Annotated in this window: 19 protein-coding genes; 6 read left to right on the top strand and 13 right to left on the bottom strand. The window is 38.6% G+C overall.

Annotation, left to right across the window (positions count from 1 at the left end):
* The 3 genes from HMPREF9331_RS12495 to HMPREF9331_RS12485 form a co-directional block, all read left to right on the top strand.
* Positions 1-1,625 (top strand): T9SS type B sorting domain-containing protein (locus HMPREF9331_RS12495; protein WP_016421254.1); only part of this gene is annotated, 1,625 nt, incomplete at its 5' end.
* 158 nt (positions 1,626-1,783) lie between these two features.
* Entirely contained in the window at positions 1,784-3,577 is a 1,794-nt protein-coding gene (locus tag HMPREF9331_RS12490; protein WP_016421253.1) for an AMP-dependent synthetase/ligase, read from the top strand.
* 16 nt (positions 3,578-3,593) lie between these two features.
* On the top strand, positions 3,594-4,277 hold the full coding sequence (locus HMPREF9331_RS12485) for a cell division ATP-binding protein FtsE (protein WP_172539810.1): 684 nt from the start codon (positions 3,594-3,596) through the stop codon (positions 4,275-4,277).
* Here HMPREF9331_RS12485 and HMPREF9331_RS12480 read toward each other — a convergent pair whose 3' ends face one another.
* The 5 genes from HMPREF9331_RS12480 to HMPREF9331_RS12460 all read right to left on the bottom strand — a co-directional run bounded on the left by HMPREF9331_RS12480 (position 4,278) and on the right by HMPREF9331_RS12460 (position 7,964).
* Positions 4,278-4,871 (bottom strand): ribonuclease HII, encoded by a 594-nt coding sequence (locus HMPREF9331_RS12480; RefSeq protein ID WP_009641745.1) that lies wholly within the window; start codon positions 4,869-4,871, stop codon positions 4,278-4,280.
* Positions 4,872-4,875: 4 nt separating this feature from the next.
* Positions 4,876-5,850: a long-chain-fatty-acid--protein ligase gene (locus HMPREF9331_RS12475; RefSeq protein WP_040357617.1), complete on the bottom strand. Its 975-nt coding sequence runs from the start codon at positions 5,848-5,850 to the stop codon at positions 4,876-4,878.
* A 95-nt stretch (positions 5,851-5,945) separates the two neighbouring features.
* Positions 5,946-7,034: a PDDEXK nuclease domain-containing protein gene (locus HMPREF9331_RS12470; RefSeq protein WP_016421251.1), complete on the bottom strand. Its 1,089-nt coding sequence runs from the start codon at positions 7,032-7,034 to the stop codon at positions 5,946-5,948.
* Complete coding sequence (locus HMPREF9331_RS12465) at positions 7,027-7,329, bottom strand: nucleotidyltransferase family protein (protein ID WP_016421250.1); 303 nt, start codon at positions 7,327-7,329, stop codon at positions 7,027-7,029. The genes HMPREF9331_RS12470 and HMPREF9331_RS12465 overlap by 8 nt, the downstream gene beginning before the upstream one ends.
* Positions 7,330-7,349: 20 nt before the next feature.
* Positions 7,350-7,964, bottom strand: coding sequence for a DUF7691 family protein (locus tag HMPREF9331_RS12460; protein WP_016421249.1), 615 nt, complete (start codon positions 7,962-7,964; stop codon positions 7,350-7,352).
* A gap of 304 nt (positions 7,965-8,268) precedes the next feature.
* Between HMPREF9331_RS12460 and HMPREF9331_RS12455 the strand changes: the two genes are divergently transcribed.
* Positions 8,269-8,682, top strand: coding sequence for a hypothetical protein (locus HMPREF9331_RS12455; RefSeq protein WP_016421248.1), 414 nt, complete (start codon positions 8,269-8,271; stop codon positions 8,680-8,682).
* 244 nt (positions 8,683-8,926) lie between these two features.
* Here HMPREF9331_RS12455 and HMPREF9331_RS12450 read toward each other — a convergent pair whose 3' ends face one another.
* From HMPREF9331_RS12450 to HMPREF9331_RS12425, 6 genes are all read right to left on the bottom strand, one after another.
* Positions 8,927-9,547: a hypothetical protein gene (locus HMPREF9331_RS12450; RefSeq protein WP_016421247.1), complete on the bottom strand. Its 621-nt coding sequence runs from the start codon at positions 9,545-9,547 to the stop codon at positions 8,927-8,929.
* Position 9,548: 1 nt separating this feature from the next.
* Complete coding sequence (locus tag HMPREF9331_RS12445; RefSeq protein WP_074698897.1) at positions 9,549-10,271, bottom strand: CBS domain-containing anti-phage protein; 723 nt, start codon at positions 10,269-10,271, stop codon at positions 9,549-9,551.
* A 43-nt stretch (positions 10,272-10,314) separates the two neighbouring features.
* Positions 10,315-10,533, bottom strand: a complete 219-nt coding sequence (locus HMPREF9331_RS12440; protein ID WP_016421245.1) for a hypothetical protein — start codon at positions 10,531-10,533, stop codon at positions 10,315-10,317.
* Between the two features lie 287 nt (positions 10,534-10,820).
* On the bottom strand, positions 10,821-11,618 hold the full coding sequence (ygiD, locus tag HMPREF9331_RS12435; RefSeq protein WP_016421244.1) for a 4,5-DOPA-extradiol-dioxygenase: 798 nt from the start codon (positions 11,616-11,618) through the stop codon (positions 10,821-10,823).
* A gap of 17 nt (positions 11,619-11,635) precedes the next feature.
* Complete coding sequence (gene aspS, locus HMPREF9331_RS12430; protein ID WP_016421243.1) at positions 11,636-13,384, bottom strand: aspartate--tRNA ligase; 1,749 nt, start codon at positions 13,382-13,384, stop codon at positions 11,636-11,638.
* A 143-nt stretch (positions 13,385-13,527) separates the two neighbouring features.
* Entirely contained in the window at positions 13,528-13,725 is a 198-nt protein-coding gene (locus HMPREF9331_RS12425; protein WP_016421242.1) for a hypothetical protein, read from the bottom strand.
* A gap of 315 nt (positions 13,726-14,040) precedes the next feature.
* Between HMPREF9331_RS12425 and HMPREF9331_RS12420 the strand changes: the two genes are divergently transcribed.
* The gene (locus HMPREF9331_RS12420; RefSeq protein WP_016421241.1) at positions 14,041-15,033 is read left to right on the top strand and encodes a lysylphosphatidylglycerol synthase transmembrane domain-containing protein; all 993 of its coding nucleotides are present in this window, start codon (positions 14,041-14,043) and stop codon (positions 15,031-15,033) included.
* Positions 15,034-15,087: 54 nt separating this feature from the next.
* Positions 15,088-17,448, top strand: coding sequence for a heavy metal translocating P-type ATPase (locus HMPREF9331_RS12415; protein ID WP_016421240.1), 2,361 nt, complete (start codon positions 15,088-15,090; stop codon positions 17,446-17,448).
* Between the two features lie 4 nt (positions 17,449-17,452).
* On the opposite strand, the gene HMPREF9331_RS13155 is transcribed toward HMPREF9331_RS12415, so the two are convergent.
* Together HMPREF9331_RS13155 and HMPREF9331_RS12410 are read right to left on the bottom strand one after the other, a co-directional pair.
* Entirely contained in the window at positions 17,453-17,590 is a 138-nt protein-coding gene (locus HMPREF9331_RS13155) for a hypothetical protein (protein WP_016421239.1), read from the bottom strand.
* Positions 17,591-17,742: 152 nt separating this feature from the next.
* Positions 17,743-18,561 (bottom strand): hypothetical protein, encoded by an 819-nt coding sequence (locus tag HMPREF9331_RS12410; RefSeq protein ID WP_016421238.1) that lies wholly within the window; start codon positions 18,559-18,561, stop codon positions 17,743-17,745.
* Positions 18,562-19,421 lie beyond the last annotated feature (860 nt).

The following is a 19,421-nucleotide window of genomic DNA, read 5'->3' as shown; positions in this document are numbered from 1 at the left end:
ATAAGGTGCATCTAGGTGTTTGTGATACAGCTACGGTTAAGATTACCGTAACATCAGCTAAGCGTACAATTAAAGCGATAGATGATAACTTTGGTAAGGTACCTAATACAGTGGATTACACCACTACCAATACGGTATTCTCAACAGGTGTAGATACCTTGGAAGGTGTGCCAGGCATCCTCTCTCCAGAGACTGATGTGATCCTTCATAAGGGAGCGGTAACACGCCAGGATGGTACAGCTGTTCAGGCAGGTACTATCACTATGAATGATAACGGAAGCATTACCGTAAAACAAGGTACTCCAGTAGGTGTTTATACCTATACTTACTCTATCTGTGAGAAGGCTGTACCTACCAACTGTAGTGAAGAAGCAAAAGCAACCTTTGAGGTAGTAGATAATACGATCTTGGCCAAAGATGATGAGTTCGAAATAGGTACTTTAGGAGGTCTTACACCAAGTATCCTCAACAACGATATATTTGCAGGTAAAGTTGGCCCTACGACCAACGAGGTGATCATAGAAAAAACGTCGAGAGCAGATAATGAAGATCCTAAATTAAAAATGAGATTTGTTGATGGTCGTGTGGATGTTGAAAAAGGTATTGCCCCAGGTATCCATAAGTACTACTATACAATAAGCGATAAGAATGATAAGACCAAGAATTCTTCTGCTGTAGTAACGATAAGGGTAGTTACTTTTACTGCTGGAGATGACGAACATGAGTTGCCTAATAACAATGATACAAAGCAATATATAGATAAAAGTAAAGGTATCTTTGCTAATGATGAGGTAGATGGCAAGCGTCCAGAACCAGGAAAGAATGTGACATTTAGATCAACCCCAGTGAAGGATAAAGATGGTAATGAGGTGCCAGGTATTGTGATTAACCAAGAGGATGGTTCCATCACTATAGCACCTAATACTCCTGATGGTGTCTATACTTATAGCTATACGATCTGTAAGAAAACAGCTCCTAATGAATGTAAGACGGCTAAGGGTGTACTTAAGCTTCTTCCAGCTCTTGTGGCAGGGGATGACCTTGACTTTAAACCAGTGAATGTTACCAAGGGAGCTGTAAATGTGGGTAATATCTTAGCGAATGACCTATATGCTGGTGAAAAAGTCCTTGATCACTTGGATAAGGTAACGGTTACCTTAAATGGTAATGATGGTTCAGGAGCTTATATAGATGAGCAAGGTAACCTGATAGTGCCTCAGGGAGCACCAGTAAAAGAGTATGAATTTACCTATGATCTCTGTATAAAGGGACACCCAGGCGCATGTAAGACAGCTAAGGTAAGAGTGGAAGTGATCAAAGACAAACCACTTACCATCTACAACGGAGTATCAGCCGATGGAGATGGACACAATGACTATTTCAAGATAGACGGTATAGAGTACTATCCTAAGAATAATCTCAAGATATTCAACCGTTGGGGTGTACTAGTCTATGAAAAGGATGGTTATAGTAACGAAGCACCATTTGACGGTCATTCCAACGGACGTGCGACCATAAGTGCAGATAGCAAGCTCCCACAAGGAACTTACTACTACATCTTAGAATATGAAGACTCCGATGATCAGTCCCATACCGAAAAAGGATGGTTGTACCTTAAGTACTAATTAGTAAGTTATAGTGGTTAGTGGTTAGTTATTAGTGGTTAGTCATAAAAAGGGCTAATCACTGACAACTAACCACTAATCGCTAACATTTAACTTTTTATTTTTTTTATATCAGCGAAAAGCACTAATTTTGCTAATTGAAACGCAAACTAACTATGATGGATTTAGAAAGATTTCACTTGGTAACTCGTATGGCTGCTCAGGCCGCACATTACGGAGAACGAGAGGCCGTTCGTTACTGGGAAAATGGGCAATTGCGCTCCCTTTCTTGGAAAGTATTCTACGAAGAAATACAGAAAATAACTAAGGCTTTGCTCCATTACCAAGTGGGAGTCCAGGAGAATATCGGGATTTTTGCTCCCAACTCTCCCCAATGGACTATGGTAGATATGGCCGCTGCTCACCTAAGGGCTTGTGCTGTACCTATCTATGCTACCAATACAGCCGATCAGGCTGCTTATATCATCAACAATGCGGGCATTAGAATCCTCTTTGTCGGTGAAAAAGAACAATACGATAAGGTAGAGCAGATACGCCAAGCGTGTCCCAACTTACAATTGGTAGTACTCTTCAACGAATCTCTTCTTAAGGATGAGGAGCATGTCGTACTCCCGCTGTCAAAGTTTGTAGCCTTAGTGCCAAAGGGGCATTATGAAAGGGAACTTAAGGAGCGTTTTGACAGTCGTTGTATGCAGGATCTCTATACCATTATCTATACATCGGGTACTACAGGGAATCCCAAGGGCGTGATGATAGACTATGAGAATGTGGCTTATCAGTTCATCAACCATGATGACCGCTTGGCAGTGGTAGAGGGTAATGTCTCCATGTCCTTCCTACCGCTCTCCCATGTATATGAGCGTATGTGGGTAGCCTATGTATTCCATAAGGGGGTAATCAACTGTTACTTAGATGACACTAACCGTGTGGCTGAGGCTCTCAAAGAGGTAAAACCACACTATATGTGTGTGGTACCACGTCTCTTGGAGAAAATATATACTAAAATCTACGAGAATGTACAAAAACAGTCGGTAGTAAAGCGTGTAGTCTTCGCTACAGCTACTCGAATTGCTAAAATACAGTTGGGAAGAACCAAAAAAGGGAAATATCCTTCTTTTATTCTCAAAAAACTCTATAATCTGGCAGACAAACTTGTTTTCCAGAAGCTAAAAGCTGCTTTGGGAGGCAATATCCAGATGATTCCTTGCGGCGGCGCCCTCTTGGAACCTTCTATAGGGCGTTTTTTCCGAGCCATAGGGGTCAATGTTACCTTGGGGTATGGTATGACCGAGACCACGGCGACGGTATCTTGCTGGGACGATCATAAGTTTAAGCTCAAGTCGGTAGGTACTCTGGTGCCTTATGTACAAGCAAAGATAGGGCAGGACAATGAGATTTTGCTCAAGGGAGGTTCTATTTCCAAAGGCTATTATAACAACCCAGAGGAGAATGCCAAAGCCTTTACCGAAGATGGCTACTTGCGTACAGGCGATGCAGGTTATTTGGATAAGGAAGGCAACCTCTATATTACCGAACGTATCAAGGAGCTGATGAAGACCTCCAATGGGAAATACATTGCTCCCCAGCAGATAGAAGGTAAGGTAGGTAAGGACAGCTTTATAGAGCAAATCGCCGTCATAGCCGATGCCCGTAAGTATGTATCCGCCTTGATTGTACCCAACTATGAGGCCTTAGCCGAATATGCTAAGTCTCTCAACCTCAAGTATAAGAACTATTCAGAGCTGATCAAAAACAGCCAGATAGTCGAGTTCTTCCAAAAGAGACTACAGCACTTACAACAAGAGTTAGCCGCCTATGAGCAGATTAAGAAATTTACCCTGCTAACCACACCTTTCTCTATCAATAATGATGAACTCACCCCAACCCTCAAGCTCAAGCGAAAGAATATCTATAAGAATTATTTCCGTGAGATAGAAGCAATGTATGTATAACCCTCAAGAAAACCCCATGGCAAAAACCGTAGTAGAACTCAAGGATGTTTCTGTTTTCCAAAGAAAGAATCTTATCTTACATGATATTAACCTTACTATAGAGCGGGGAGAGTTTGTATACCTGATAGGCAAAACAGGCAGCGGAAAGAGTTCCTTGCTGAAGATACTCTATGGGGATTTACCTTTGAAGAAGGGCACGGGTATGGCCGTAGATTTTAATTTAGCTACCCTTAAGGAATCGGAAATCCCTTATCTAAGACGAAAAATAGGGGTAGTCTTTCAGGACTTTAAGCTATTGCCCGACAGAACTGTATTTGGTAATTTGGAGTTTGTCCTACGTGCCACAGGTTGGCATGATCCTCATAAGATAGAGGCGCGTATCAGTAGTGTACTAACCAAGGTGAAGATGCAGACCAAGATAGACAAGCACCCACATGAACTCTCTGGAGGTGAGCAACAGCGGGTAGCCATTGCACGTGCTTTGCTCAATGACCCAGACCTAATTCTGGCCGATGAGCCTACAGGAAACCTTGACCCAGAGACGAGTGTGGAGATTATGAAAGTGATGCGCGAGATCAATGACTCAGGGCGTTCTATCCTTATGGCAACCCATGACTATGCCCTGATACTCAAGTTTCCCTCCAAGACTATCAAGTGTGATGCAGGCAAGCTCTTTGAGGTAGTACAGCGCTCAGTCTGATTAAAAATCAAATTTTAACTGAATATCAATGAGTTGAAATGTTTTTCTATGATATTCACAAGATCCATATTCAAGGATAGCCGCTCGGTGTTCACCGGTTGGGTATCCTTTATTTTTATCCCAATGATACATAGGGTATTGCTTGTGTAACTCTTCCATATAGGCATCGCGATAGGTCTTGGCCAGTACCGAAGCGGCCGCAATACGCATAAAGCGCGCGTCCCCCTTTACTTGACAAGAGTAAGGAATCTCCTTATAAGGCTTGAAGCGATTACCATCTACTACAATAAACTCAGGAGTTACAGTGAGTTTGTCTAAGGCCTGTTGCATGGCCTCTATGGAGGCATTGAGGATATTGATTTGATCAATTCGTTGTGGGGAGACATGTACCACGGCATAGCTTATTGCCTGCTCTTCTATAATAGGGCGTAGTTCATTGCGCTGTTTCTCAGTCATTTGCTTGGAGTCATTGAGCAGAGGGTGATAGAAATCTTCAGGGAGGATCACTGCCGCAGCTGTAACAGGGCCTGCCAAGCAGCCACGTCCTGCCTCATCGGTACCCGCTTCACTTGGGGAGAAAAACCATTTTTCCATAGGATTAATTTTGTAAGACTAATAGGTTACAACCACGAATATCTGCTGCATCAAAGCGCCCCAATACCTCAAAAGAGCCATCGGGGTAGGCCTTACCTAAATCCTGAGTAGCGATAAAGCTACAAGAGTAGTAATTGGCAAGGTCTATCACATTAATTCCTCCGATACGACCATAGGGAAGGGGAGAGAGCGCATCCTCACTGTCACGGATCAAGACTTTCATCCAAGGCATAGGGTAGAACAAGCCATTTCCTTGGCTATAGGCTTGGGAGAGTAGCTCCGTCATCCCATATTCGGAGTGAATCACTTCAGTACCAAAGCCCCTACACAGCAGCCCATGTAACTCCTCACGAATCAGTTCCTTGCGCCGCCCTTTCATGCCTCCTGTCTCCATAACAATCGTATTCTTTAATGAGAATTGGTATTGCTCTACCAAGTCCAAAAGAGCAAAAGACACCCCCATAAGGAAAACCTTTCGTCCCTGAGCGTCCCATAGTCTTAGTTTTTGGGCAAGCTCCTCTTGGTTGTAGAGGTAAAAACCGCTTTCCTTTTGAGCGCCATGAATCAAGTCCTCAGCCATATAGATAAGAGATGACCCCTTGCGCTCTAAGTAGGAGGGGAGTAGCGCCAAAAATATATACTCCTCTATCCCTCCATAGAAGTGAGCAAAGCCCTTGCGAAAACTTTCCCTATAGAGAGCAAGAGAACTTACCAAGTGTCGAGACGTTTGGCTACCTGTGGTGCCACTACTGGTAAAGATTTCCTCAGGAGCATTGGTAGCTGCATAGATTTCTTTACTCTTGAAAAACTCTATAGGCAAGAAAGGAATCTCCTCAAGAGCATGTACCGTCTTAGGAGTCTTGCCGAAATAGTTGCAAAACTCCTGATATACAGCATTGTTTTGGTACTGAAAAGCAAATACTTTTAGTGCTTGTGCTTCAAATTCCTTAGGGGTATAATCTTGAAAGAGGTTATTCATCAGATAGTTATAAGGGTTTTTAGAAATTGTTAAAAATTGTGTCGCCGACGGCGACACAATTTTTAACAATTAATTACAGGTTATTGAATTTAGAATTAGTTTTTTGGGGATAATAAAGATATTAATTGGTTTAACTTATCAATAAGCAGTCTTTTGTCTATCAATTTGGTTTGATATTCGGCAATGATGGTAGGGGATATATTTCGTGCTAAAGCATATTCTACCACATCATTGTCCTTCCCTTTACAAAGTAAGATCCCAATACTGGGATTTTCATGGGGTCTTTTTACATCTCTGTCCAAAGCCTCCAGATAAAAATTAAGTTTACCTAAAAATTCAGGTTCAAAATCTTGTATTTTAAGTTCGAAAAGAACTAAGCATTGCAAATCTCTATGATAAAAAAGTAGATCAGTATAATAATCCTTATTACCTACCTGTAAGCGATATTGAGATCCCATATAAGTAAAACCCTTACCTATCTCCAAAATAAATTTCTGTAGGTTTAAAATAATAGATTGTTCTAAATCTTTCTCCGAATAGTCTTTTGGAAGGTCTAAAAATTCAAAAATATAAGGGTCTTTGAAAAGATTTTGTACAACATCTATCTTCTGTAATGTAGGGTTTGGGGTCTGCTTAGCTAATAAAGTACGTTCATATAGAGCTGATTTTAGCTGTCTTCTAAGGTCTGATCGTGTCCATTTTTCTGTAATTGATTGTAGGAGATAAAACAATATTTCATCAGGTTTTCTTATAGAAGAGAATATTTCTAAATGATGGGCCCAAGATATTTTTAAAAGAAGATTCTCCATATAAAACTGGTGCTTTTCTAATTGTGTCACCGTCGGTGACACAATTATACTTGATTGGTTATCAATATTTTTATCATTATAAATCAATTCTTCCCATAACTTAAAAACATCAGAATTAATAGCATGAACTTCATAGAATTGCTTCATACGATATAGGCCTCTTCGATTGAATCCGGAGAGTTGTGGCATTTGGGAATGAATAAAGTCTGCTAGTTCTTCTATTGTTTTATCTCCCCAAATACCTCTACTGATTTTTTCAGAAACGATATTCCCAACATTGAAATATAAGGCGACAAGCTCACTATTTACTTTAGCATAAGCACGTGCTTTTGCATCTTGTATAAGAGTGATAATATGTTGAAAATCATTATCCATAGAGGAGTTGCTTTTTTTGGTTGATATTTTCTATAAAATAAGGATTTTTTAAAGCCCTTTCTTCTAATAAGTCAATTTTTCTGTTGAACAATTTCTCTAATTCAAACTTGAATTGGAAATAATTAGAGGCATATTGTAAGGCATCTTGATCTAAAAAATCTACAAGCAGGTCAATATCACTATGGGTATCAAAATTAGGGGTCAATACAGAGCCAAAGACATATAATGTCTTGACCCTATAGCGTTCGCAGAGGGATCTGATAGTGTCAAGTTGATTTTTTAGAATGGAATTCATAGCACAAGAAATTTTAGTGATTAATGACAGAATGCTATCATATCTAATTGGTTGTTAAGGCAAAAAGCAATGTTTTCCTTTAGCCCCATGATATGTTCGTAAGCAAATCCCTTTTCTTCGTCGTCCTCATCGTCCTCTATCATAGCTTCTACTTCTTCCTTTGTCTTATGGACTTTCTCCAGCAGAGAGGCTAAATGTTTCAGTCGCTCTTGGTCAATGAGACTTATCATAGGAAAGTCTTCGATCTTGGGCAGCGGAAAGGGGTGAAAATGATCAGCAGGAAATAGCTCGGTATCTATCTCTACCTCTATATCATAATCCTCAGAGAGTGTTCGGTTGATAAGATCTGTTTCGTACCAGAACTTCATTTCTTGAGTAAAAGGCAGTTCTTTTCCCAAAGTGGCACAAATTCCAATAAAAGCATACCCATAGGTATATCCTTTTTTCTCATCAAAAGGACGCCCCATGATAATATCGGTAAGAGCCTTAGTAGTCTCATTATCATCATCTTCTTCCGCATAGTTTTGGAAGATTTCATTCCTTTGAACCTCAGCGAGTAAGGTTTCATTTTTAGAGGCAAAAGTAGCCTGAAGCTCAGGCGTATTCACCCCATAAGCAAACATATAATATCCCATAAGAAAAGAGTTTTTTATAAGGCAAAGGTAGTGCTTTATTTTAAGAAAACAAAATATTTGTGAGTTAGAGAAAAAGATGTATATTTGCGATAGATTTGGGAATTTTAAAACCTAAGAAGTAAGAATCAGATTTATTTTAATATGAGTTCAATATAACGAAAGCTTCCTCGGATTTTCTTGGATTTGATAGATTTTCATTAAAACAATTTGGAAATAGTTTGCCTTATTAGCTGCAATTTCTTGTCTATTCTGAAGATAGAAGAAAGAACTTATTAGATAACTTTCACTTTTTAAATATCTAAAAATGACCATAACAGATGCTCCTAATACCTACAATAATGCTATAGAGATACTCTACCAGAAAGGATATGAAGTGTTTTTACTTGACAAAGATGAAGATTACCTCATTTATATGAAAAAGAATGAGGAAGTTACTGTTGCCAATGACCCTCTTTCGCTATTGGCAATAAGTTATTTGAAAGAAAAAGGAAAAATAGTAGATAAGTGCTGGGAAGTTAAGTTTATGGACAACTTTTCGGCATTAGCTATTAAGGAGATACTCAGTAGAAAATATAGTATAAAAATTACTGATAAACACTCCGATTGGTATGACTGGATTGTTAAGAAGAAAGATGAAATGTATTTTGCACAAACGCCTCTTAGGCTCTTAGCTTTGCTGTTGCTATTGATCATTACGGATGGGATTGGTATAAAATAGCTATTCCTTCTTACGTCAGCGAACTAAAAAGCTACTAAAAACAACAAAGGTTGTCGCAAAATAAATTTTGCAACAGCTTTTTATTATTCAGTAATAACATTACATCCCAAGCCGTCGTAGTAACCATTAAATTGGAAAGAGAATTCAATGAAATCAAAAACGATTTCTTCGATGTGGTTTTCGCGAGAGAAATTGAGTACATAACACCCCTATGATGTATTTTTCTCATTGCAACTTTCCGATTTTATGATTCTAATTCTTTTAATCTTTTCTTTATTGAAATTGCTTGTAACGCAGGGCTAATAGAATAGAAAAGATACATAGTAGAAGATAGGGTAACTAATTCAGTTCCAATGAATTTTATCCAAATATCTTTTGTAAGATTAGCAAAGGAATTATAAAATAATATAAATATTACTATAGCTATAATAAGTGAAATTAAAACAATAATTAGGAAAAAATATGTAAATATTTGCTCTAAATAAGATATTTTTACTATGATGTGATTATCTTTAAAAACAAGATAACTTTTACTATTTTTGATAGTCTTCCAAGTAAAATTTTTTCCTAATTTATTTTTTAATTCTACATATTTTTCAATACTTACTGCATTTGTTTCTATACCTGTTCTTAAAGAAAAATATAATTCTTCCAAATCATCTTTTATAAAACTATCTCTAAAATTATCTCCAAACCTATCAATAATCTCATTGAGTTCTTTTAATGTTAGTAACTTTTTTCTTTTTTCATTGTATGAGTAATCAATTGTATTTTTAAACAACTTAATGAAAATTATTATAGTAGGCACTATTGTGGAAACTAATGCAATTATTTTTGTAATTATATCTATATCTATATTTTCCATTTTATTTAAAAGTTAATTTTACCAAGGATGTTAACAAATTAGCTATATTTACCAAGTCATTTCTTTGTTTATCTGTTATTTCATCTGTATCAAAATGCATAACATCATTTCGTGTTTTTCTAATTTCATCTAATTGTTTTATAAATAATTTCCGTTTAATTTTTAAACCAAGTTTGTTCCATACCTCCTCATTCTCTATTAATCTTATATATTGACCAAAAGTTAAATCATCAATAAATTTAGGTTCTTCTTCTCCTTGTTGGCATATTCCTTTTATATCTTCAATTAAGAACTTACTATCAAGTAATAATCGGATTAAGTTTTCTATTCTTTCTAATAATAGAGAAGGTTCTGTTAGAGAGAAAAATTGTGAACTAATATCAGCAATTGTTACTATTCCACATAAAGATTTATCTTTTTCTTGAACAAGAACAACTTCTTCTTTTATAACAATCTTTATAGCTTCAAAGAGAGGAATATCTTTTGGTAGAATTAAAAAATCTGTTTTTAAATAGTCTTTAACATCTGATGATGTTTTTCCATTTGAGATACCAATAGCTAATGTTTCCCAACTAATAAAACCTACTACAGATTTTTGGCCGCTCATAACAGGAAGTTGTGAGAAATTTTTCATCATCATTAATGTTATAGCTTCTGTAATTTTTGCATCTCTTGTTATTGTTATAGGAATATTATTAGCAGAAGGTAAAATACTGATTTTCAATATAGGGTCTTTCCCTAATTTGCTTTTAGCAGTTTCTTTATGTTTAAGAGTAATTTCTCCATCTATTCATGTTTCTTGATAATTTGGTTCTGTTATTAAGTTTTTTTTCTTTTGAAAACTCATCAATTCTTGCTGTATTTCCAGAGCTTCTTTTTTCATAATAGAAATATCCTAATAAATCATGTGTAGTTATATTAAACGTTTTTTCTTTATTAGTTGTAATTTCTCTTACCATTTCGGAAAACTCGTCTTTTATATTCATAATATACAAAAAATTATTATATACTCGGTATTTAATAGGCTTGAGATATTATTTACTCAAACCTATTAAATATTAATTCTATTACTTTTCAAGGCAATCAACTTTGCCAAAGGTGTGAGCCGCATAGGCTGGAAACTTTGGCAAAGTGTAGTGATGTAAAATTTGCAAACTAATTCTGATTTACTATAATAAAGGACAAAGGTAATGATTTTTACGGAGAGAAACAATAAAAGCTGTCGCAAATTTTAGTTTGTGACAGCCTTTGTTATAGGTTTAATTCTTATGATCTAAGACTTTCCTCCCACGAGTACTGAGGTCATACTGATAGAGCCTCCTACGATTGAATCATTGAAAATCAGTACTTCATCATCTTCTTCTCGCAAAGCCATTACATAGAGTAAAGGCAAGTAATGGTCGGGAGTCGGGACTGATAGTTTTGCGTTTTCTCCGAATTGCTCAAAATGTACTAATGCCTCTAAGTTATTATCAGTTATTGTTTGATTGATTTGATCACGAAAGGCAAAAGCCCAATCATAACCAGCATCTAGATCATTGATATAACGGAAATTCATCAAGCGTAAGTTATGTACAATATCTCCACTTGCTAAAATCAATACTCCTTGTTCGCGCAAGGGAGCAAGTTTTTTGGCTAAATCGGTATGCCATTGAGCAGGCTTGGTAGCGTCCAAACTCAGTTGTACTACGGGAATATCTGCCTTGGGGTACAAGAACTTCAATACCGCCCAAGCGCCATGGTCAAATCCACGTTCAGGATCTACTTTTAGGTCAGTATCCGCAAGTAATTCTTGCACTTGTGCTACTAACTCTGGAGAACCCATAGCAGGATATTGTACTTCACTAAGAACTTTTGGAAATCCATAGAAATCATAAATCATAGGAGGATTAGGATTCCCCATAATGAATAAACCATTACTATACCAATGAGCAGAAATGCACAAGATGGCTTTGGGGTTGGCAAAACTCTGTGTGATTTCGGCAAACTTTTGATTAAAAGGACTCTGCTCATCAAGAGCATTCATTGGATTGCCATGTCCTACAAATAAGGCTGGGATTTTTTTAGTCATTAAAAGAATTTCAATTTCTAATTTGCTAATTGAATGCTTAGTTCTTTGAGTTGCGCCTCATCGATAGGGGAGGGGGCATCAATCATCACATCTCGGCCGCTGTTGTTCTTAGGGAAGGCGATAAAGTCGCGTATGGTTTCTTGTCCGCCAAGCAGCGCTACCAATCGGTCAAAGCCAAATGCTAAACCACCATGAGGAGGGGCACCATAGCGGAAGGCATTCATTAAGAAGCCAAACTGTGCTTGTGCCTGCTCTGGGGTAAAGCCGAGTAGGGCAAACATCTTGGCTTGCAATTCGCGGTCAAAGATACGTATAGACCCACCACCTACTTCATTGCCATTGAGTACAAGGTCGTAAGCATTGGCACGTACAGCTCCCGGGTCGGTGTCGAGTAAAGGAATATCCTCAGGTTTAGGCGAGGTGAAGGGATGGTGCATCGCAAAGAAGCGGTTTTCCTCTTCGTTCCACTCAAGCAAAGGAAAATCCACTACCCATAGTGGGGCATATACATCGGGATTGCGCAAGCCCAAACGCTCGGCCAGTTCCATACGTAGGGCGCTGAGTTGCCCGCGTACTTTGTTGGCCTTGCCTGAGAGGATACAGATAAGGTCACCAGCTTTGGCACCTGTACGTTCCGCCCATGCTTTGAGGTCGTCTTCGTTGTAGAACTTATCTACAGACGATTTGAAAGTGCCATCTTCGTTGCATTTTACATATACCAAACCTGAAGCCCCTATTTGTGGACGTTTTACCCATTCTACCAAGGCATCAATTTCCTTGCGGGTGTAGCTATTAGCCCCTGGTACGGCAATACCTACCACCAATTCTGCCTCGTTGAACACCTTGAAATCGCGATGCTGCGCAAGGTCGTTGAGCTCGCCAAACTTCATTCCAAAGCGGATATCGGGTTTGTCGTTACCATACGTCTTCATTGCCTCAGCGTAGGTCATACGAGGGAAAGCGCCGAACTCTAATCCTTTGAGTTCTTTGAGCAAGTGCTTGGCCAAGCCCTCGAAGGTCTGGATAATATCTTCTTGTTCTACAAAAGACATTTCGCAGTCTATCTGAGTAAATTCAGGTTGGCGGTCAGCACGGAGGTCTTCGTCGCGGAAACACTTTACGATTTGGAAGTATTTGTCAAGTCCCCCTACCATAAGTAGCTGCTTAAAGGTTTGTGGGGATTGTGGCAAGGCGTAGAACTCCCCAGCATTCATGCGGCTGGGCACCACAAAGTCGCGTGCTCCCTCTGGAGTAGATTTGATAAGGACAGGAGTTTCCACCTCTATAAAGCCTTGAGCAGAGAGGTAGTTGCGCACCATCATACCCACCTTGTGGCGGAAGATAAGGTTTTCACGTACAGGCGTACGACGGATATCGAGGTAGCGGTACTTCATACGGAGATCTTCGCCCCCATCCGTATTGTCTTCAATGGTAAAAGGAGGTACTTCCGAGTGGTTGAGCAGGGTGAGTGCTGTAACAAGGATTTCTATTTCCCCCGTAGGGATATTGGCATTAACAGCCTCACGCCTTATGACGGTACCTTGAATTTGAATCACATCTTCACGGGAGAGGGTTTTGGCTTGTTCAAAGACCGCTTTGTCGGTACGCTCTTCATCAAAGATTAGCTGGGTGATACCATAGCGGTCGCGTAGGTCTATCCAGATCATAAACCCTTTGTTACGAATGCGTTGTACCCAACCGCTAAGGGTTACTTGTTCACTCAGGTGAGCACTGTTAAGCGCTCCACAGGTATGTGTTCTGTACATTTTTTAAAGTTTTGAGTTATATTCTATTGAGATTTAACTTCTTAGGGTTGTTTCTGTTGTCCAAAAAGATAGAATCTCAATAGTTTGTGTTTCTTCAATAAAGTGATAATACATTGAGTAATTGCGAAGTATAACAACTCTTCTTAGATTGTTATTTTTTCAATAAGCTCTCTTGCTCCTTTCATTACTTCTTCATTAGATTTAAGAATACTATCTTTTGCTTCTTTGATTCTTTCATTGAGAATTTGTAATTCGGCCTCCGAAAGCTTTATAGAAGGCTCTTCCATTGAGTAATCTTTGCTTAGGAGCATTTCTTCTTCTGTTATTGTAAGTGTATCCATAGCTATTCCTATTTTTGATAATCTTTAAATTGATGATTCATTAAGGTGTGTTTTTTTGATCTTCTTCTATTTCTTTAACAAGCCTTACATAAGGTTAATGTTTTTGTAGAGATAGGAGAAATATAATGATTTACTTCTGTCATAATAGTTTGTTTTAATAGATTCTAATAACTTGCAAAAATACTCATTAATTTTGAAAACTGCAAGATATGAGGCGATTTTATTATAGAGGAATTTAAGTTCTACAACGATTAGCACAAATAACTACCTATTTGTAAATAATTCACTACCTTTGTCGCCCAAAACTTATATGTCATGGTGACAAGCAAAAACTACCTAAAGAAAACCCTACAACTGTTGCTCCCCTTGCTATTGGGGCTATTTCTGTGTTGGTATGCCTTTGCCCAATTCAGCGCAGAGGAGCTATCGCTGATCAAGGAGCAATTCCTTAGGGCTGATTATTCCTTTCTGTGGCTCTCGGTAGCGATGGGTTTCTTAAGTCATGTATCACGAGGTATACGTTGGCAATATACCTTGGCCTCTATGCACTATTTCCCTAAGCGATACAACTTGGTTTTGGCTGTATTTATCGGGTATTTGCTCAATCTTACCGTACCACGTTCGGGGGAAGTCTCTCGTGCTTTGCTTATCAATCGCTATGACAAAGTCCCCTTTGACAAGGCTTTCGGAACAATCCTTACCGAACGAGTGATAGACATGTGTATCTTGCTACTATTTATTGCCATTGTCTTTGTCTTTCAGTTTGATCTGGTATGGCACTTTTTAGAAAGCTATTTTACTTTTTCCTATATCATAGTGATACTCTTGGTCTTGGGACTTGTGTTTGTAGCCTTTCTTTATTGGATTTACCGCTCTACCTCTTCCATAGCGCAGAAAATCCGTAAAATGCTTTCAGGCATCAAGGAAGGAATTTTCTCTATAGCCCATCTGAAAAAGAAATGGCAGTTTATAGCCCATACCCTATTTATTTGGCTTATGTATTTTTTGATGTTCTATGTAGTGTTTTTTTCCATGGAGCAAACTAAGGATCTCTCACTGATACAAGTACTTACCGCTTTTGTAATAGGGAGTTTTGCTATTGTCTTTACCAACGGAGGCTTAGGTGCTTACCCACTCTTTATCGCCAAAGTGTTATTGCTTTTTGGCGTAGCCGAGACCATAGGTACAGCCTTGGGCTGGGTCATATGGATCGCCCAGTTCCTGATGATTGTCCTTTTTGGAGGATTGTCCTTTTTACTTTTACCCCTCATCAATAGAGGTCAGCGGTCAGTAAGCAGTAGTCAGTAGTCAGACTATAGCACTGTTCGTTATTCACTATTCACTATTCACTATTCACTAATTATGACTTGTTATCACTGTGGAAATAATTGTGATCCTAAGCACCCCATTGTATTTGACGACAAATATTTTTGTTGTCAAGGGTGCCAAACGGTCTATGAAATCCTATCAGCCAATAAATTAGACAAATATTATACCTACGAGCAAACCCCAGGAGCACGCCCTGAAGAGGCAGGGGAGAAGTACCATTTCTTGGACAATCCCCAGATTGTGGCCAAGCTCCTAGAGTTTGACGAAGGGAACACTCAAATTGTCTCTCTCTATATCCCACATATTCACTGTAGTTCGTGTATCTGGGTATTAGAGAATTTACAGAAATTACACCAAGGTGTGATACATGCCTTAGTGGATTTTCCTAAAAAGACGGTACGAATTAGTTACCTAAAAGACAAAATCACCCTGAAAGAGTTGGTAGTACTTCTCTCCAAAATAGGCTATGCACCCTATATCAGTTTGGACGATTATTCTCAGAAGAAAGACAAAAAGGGACAAAAGCAGCTATTGTACAAGTTGGGAGTGGCGGGGTTTGCCTTTGGGAATATTGGACTGTTGTCCTTCCCAGGGTTCTTTGAAGACAACGAATTTTGGTTCAATCGGTATAAGGACTTCTTCCGCTGGCTGATGTTTGCTTTCTCCCTACCTGTGATGTTCTATGCAGCCACGGATTATTTTGTCTCCGCCTACAAGGGGATTCGCAACCGTTTTCTGACCATTGATATTCCCTTGGCCTTGGGTATCCTCACCATGTTTGTCCGTAGTACTTATGACATCATATCGGGTAGGGGACAGGGTTTCTTTGATAGCTTGGCTTCCTTGATCTTTTTGTTGCTCATAGGCAAATTCTTTCAGCAACGCACCTATTCCTTTCTCTCCTTTGAGCGAGATTACAAAAGCTATTTTCCGATAGGGGTGACTCGTATGACAGGAGAGCAGGAAGAGAGTATCCAAGTATATGATATCAAGGAGGGTGACCGCTTACTGATTCGCAATGAGGAACTGATACCTGTAGATGCCGTGCTTATTCGTGGCGTAGGCCAGATAGATTACAGTTTTGTTACAGGAGAATCTAAGTGGACGGAGAAGAACAGCGGGGACAAACTCTTTGCAGGGGGCAGACATAAGGGGGCGGCTATAGAGATAGAAGCTACCAAAACCGTTTCCCAGAGCTACCTTACCCAGCTATGGAGCCAAGAATCCTTCCAAAAGAATAAAAACGAAGGGATTAAAACCCTAACCGATAGGATTAGCCAGTACTTTACCTTCTTTGTGCTGCTCATTGCCTTCCTAACCTTAGCTTTTTGGCTTTTCTATGGCACCCCTACCGAGGCGTTCAATGCCTTTACAGCGGTGCTTATCATCGCTTGTCCTTGTGCCTTGGCGGTTTCTGCCCCTTTTGCCTTGGGAAATATGCTTCGACTCTTAGGCAAACGTCATTTCTACCTCAAGGATACCCAGACTATAGAACAAATGGCACAGGTAGATACCCTTATCTTTGACAAAACAGGTACTATTACCCAGAGTAATACCCAAGAAATCACCTACGAAGGCCAAATGATGAGCGCCCAACAATGCTCCTTGCTCAAGAGTGTATTGCGTAACTCCAACCATCCTCTTTCTCGTCAGCTATACCAATACTACAAGCAGGTAGATATACACCCTCTTGACCATTATCAAGAACTGATAGGCAAAGGTATGGAAGCTACATGGGGAGGGGATAGCATAAAGGTAGGCTCGGCAAAGTTTGTAACGGGTAAGGAAAACAAAGATGAAACAGCGGTATATGTGAGTATTAATGGGCAGTTAATGGGCAAATATACCTTTAAGAACCCTTATAGGGAACATATATTTACCGTTTTCCATGAGTTAGAGGACAAGGGCTATACTTTAGCGTTGCTTTCAGGGGATACTGAGGCAGAAAAAGCCTTCTTACAAAGCCAACTCTCAGCAAAAGTATCACTACACTTTAACCAAAGTCCAACTGATAAGCTCCATTATATAGAGCAATTGCAGAAAGAAGGCAAGCGGGTGATGATGCTCGGTGATGGGCTGAACGATGCAGGCGCTCTCAAGCAAGCCCAAGTAGGTTGCGCCGTGGCAGAAAACAGCAATACCTTTTCGCCAGCTTGTGAGGCGATTCTTCAGGCCTCTGAGATAGAGCAGCTTCCACGCTTTCTCGCCCTAAGCAAGAAGACCATGCAAGTAATCAAGATGAGTTTTGTACTCTCCCTATTATATAATTGTATAGGAACATTCTTTGCCATAACAGGGAACTTAGAACCCGTAGTAGCGGCAATTCTGATGCCAATTAGCTCTATTAGTATAGTGCTTTTTACAACACTAATGACCAATAGGTTAGTGAGGTAGTTTGCTATTTATCATTGTAATGCCATACGTCTAAGAATTTTTTCCTTTCTTCTTTGGACATCTTTTTAGTAGGTGCTTTACGAGCTTGGTCAATCATTGAGAAGAATTCTTTTTTATCGAATTTTATAGTAATAGTATCCATAGAAAATATATTTGACGCAAAATTACAATTTCTCAACAATAATGCTATGAGATTTAACAAACTTTCTTATTGGATTATCCGAGATATAGGGATAGCTAACAAAAGAGGAAGTCCTTCGAGAACTTCCTCTTTTTAATATAGATATGTAACGATTAATATTGGTATTCAGTAACCTTTTGAACTCTTCCGTCTTTTGTTTGAGTTACTTTGGTAGGATAATTATCAGAATTATATTCGTATTGGAAGGTAGTGGTAGCGTCTTCATAGCGATAATCTTCACTCCTATTACCTCTTACTATAATTTTAGTCACATTATTTTTACTATAATCATAGTCAAAAAACTCACCTAAGACACTAGAAATAGTAATGATGAAGTTGTTGTTATACATCCAATTGTTCTTATCATCGTACTCATACACAATTGTTCCTCGACTATCTTCTTCTCTAATGAGGTTTCCATTGGAAAAATGATAAGTTTTTTCAAGATCTCTACTATTACTTCTGTCCTTATAAATAGTTTTGATAGTATTGGCATCTATATAATGGTATTCTGTAGTAGTTGAATTACCGCTGGGGAAGGTACGGTATTTTTTACTAATTCTTCCTTTGTCGTCATAAAGATATTCAAAGGTGCCTTCTTCTGCATGAATACGTTTTGTGAGTTTTCCATTGGTATAGAAAAATTCTTGGAAAGTTCTACCATTATATTTTATCCTTTTCAAAAGATTCCCCTCATATTCATAGGGTGCATCTACTATCTTCCCATTTGAAATTTCAAAGGTTCTTTCCCTTTTCCCTTTTTCTTCAGTTGTAGTTATCTTTCTTGGGAAATGTTTTCCTACAGTAAAATCACCACTATTAAAACCACTACCACTACCACTGCCGCCACCTCCGTTGTTATCATCGGATTTGCTGCAAGAAACCCCTACAAGGGCTAAGGCTACGAAAGCCCATTTAAAAATATTTTTCATCGGATTTGAATGTTTGTTTTTCACTTCAAGTCCTTATAAGTGAGGTTAATACAAAAGAAAAAGCGAGGACTTTTTAGCTTTTATCTATACTTTAAGGAGCCTCTGGTAAAGCTATAGTGATATAAATAAAAGAAAAGCCCACGCCTATGAGCGTGAGCGTTTTCGCTTATTTATCTACCACTATTTTGAAATTTACCAGATTTCCTTAAATGTAGAATATAAGCTAACGCTTTTTATAAATGAAAAAATTTAAGCCTTAAATTTGAGGTCAAAATTACAATATTTTTTGGATAATACAAACTCCTGAAACAATTAAAATAGCAAAACTATATTTAAGTAAATGATTTTCAATTAGTTATAATTAAAAATTTAACAAAGGGCATTAGCTAATTTGTCGATGAGCGATGAGCCAAAATGCTAATTAATTTCCCAAAAGCAAACGAATATCCCAAGCTAAGTAGGTGAAATATGGATTTTTTTGGAGAAATATGATATAACAGTTAACCATAACTCTGTGCTTTCTTCAAATAAATAAGGCGAAAGCCTTATAAAAATCCGTGCAAATTACAGCAGCATGACCATACAGATAGGAAGAGAATTCGAGAAATCCGTGAAAATCCGAGGGAGTTTTCGTTACATCGAACTCACGTTAATTAGCCAAATAGCTACTTTCTACCAATTTTCCCCCCATTTAGTTCCCCCTTCGGGGCTAGGGGGAATCAGATTTTTATCAACTTCGGGGGGGTAGTGGTATACTGATTTTCAACCACTTAAAAAATATTTCAAAAAAATTCGTTGAAATATTTTGTCAGTTTAAAAAGAAGTTGTACTTTTGCACCCGCTTTCGAAAAGGGAGCAAG

It is taken from the genome of Capnocytophaga granulosa ATCC 51502 (assembly GCF_000411115.1).
Classification (GTDB): Bacteria; Bacteroidota; Bacteroidia; order Flavobacteriales; family Flavobacteriaceae; genus Capnocytophaga; species Capnocytophaga granulosa.
This window is presented reverse-complemented; position numbering and strand designations above follow the sequence as displayed.

Coding starts and splice junctions, on each gene's coding strand:
- HMPREF9331_RS12490 (WP_016421253.1), top strand. CDS start 1,784: ATGGATTTAGAAAGATTTCACTTGGTAACTCGTATGGCTGCTCAGGCC.
- HMPREF9331_RS12485 (WP_172539810.1), top strand. CDS start 3,594: ATGGCAAAAACCGTAGTAGAACTCAAGGATGTTTCTGTTTTCCAAAGA.
- HMPREF9331_RS12480 (WP_009641745.1), bottom strand. CDS start 4,871: ATGGAAAAATGGTTTTTCTCCCCAAGTGAAGCGGGTACCGATGAGGCA.
- HMPREF9331_RS12475 (WP_040357617.1), bottom strand. CDS start 5,850: ATGAATAACCTCTTTCAAGATTATACCCCTAAGGAATTTGAAGCACAA.
- HMPREF9331_RS12470 (WP_016421251.1), bottom strand. CDS start 7,034: ATGGATAATGATTTTCAACATATTATCACTCTTATACAAGATGCAAAA.
- HMPREF9331_RS12465 (WP_016421250.1), bottom strand. CDS start 7,329: ATGAATTCCATTCTAAAAAATCAACTTGACACTATCAGATCCCTCTGC.
- HMPREF9331_RS12460 (WP_016421249.1), bottom strand. CDS start 7,964: ATGGGATATTATATGTTTGCTTATGGGGTGAATACGCCTGAGCTTCAG.
- HMPREF9331_RS12455 (WP_016421248.1), top strand. CDS start 8,269: ATGACCATAACAGATGCTCCTAATACCTACAATAATGCTATAGAGATA.
- HMPREF9331_RS12450 (WP_016421247.1), bottom strand. CDS start 9,547: ATGGAAAATATAGATATAGATATAATTACAAAAATAATTGCATTAGTT.
- HMPREF9331_RS12440 (WP_016421245.1), bottom strand. CDS start 10,533: ATGAATATAAAAGACGAGTTTTCCGAAATGGTAAGAGAAATTACAACT.
- ygiD (WP_016421244.1), bottom strand. CDS start 11,618: ATGACTAAAAAAATCCCAGCCTTATTTGTAGGACATGGCAATCCAATG.
- aspS (WP_016421243.1), bottom strand. CDS start 13,384: ATGTACAGAACACATACCTGTGGAGCGCTTAACAGTGCTCACCTGAGT.
- HMPREF9331_RS12425 (WP_016421242.1), bottom strand. CDS start 13,725: ATGGATACACTTACAATAACAGAAGAAGAAATGCTCCTAAGCAAAGAT.
- HMPREF9331_RS12420 (WP_016421241.1), top strand. CDS start 14,041: ATGGTGACAAGCAAAAACTACCTAAAGAAAACCCTACAACTGTTGCTC.
- HMPREF9331_RS12415 (WP_016421240.1), top strand. CDS start 15,088: ATGACTTGTTATCACTGTGGAAATAATTGTGATCCTAAGCACCCCATT.
- HMPREF9331_RS13155 (WP_016421239.1), bottom strand. CDS start 17,590: ATGGATACTATTACTATAAAATTCGATAAAAAAGAATTCTTCTCAATG.
- HMPREF9331_RS12410 (WP_016421238.1), bottom strand. CDS start 18,561: ATGAAAAATATTTTTAAATGGGCTTTCGTAGCCTTAGCCCTTGTAGGG.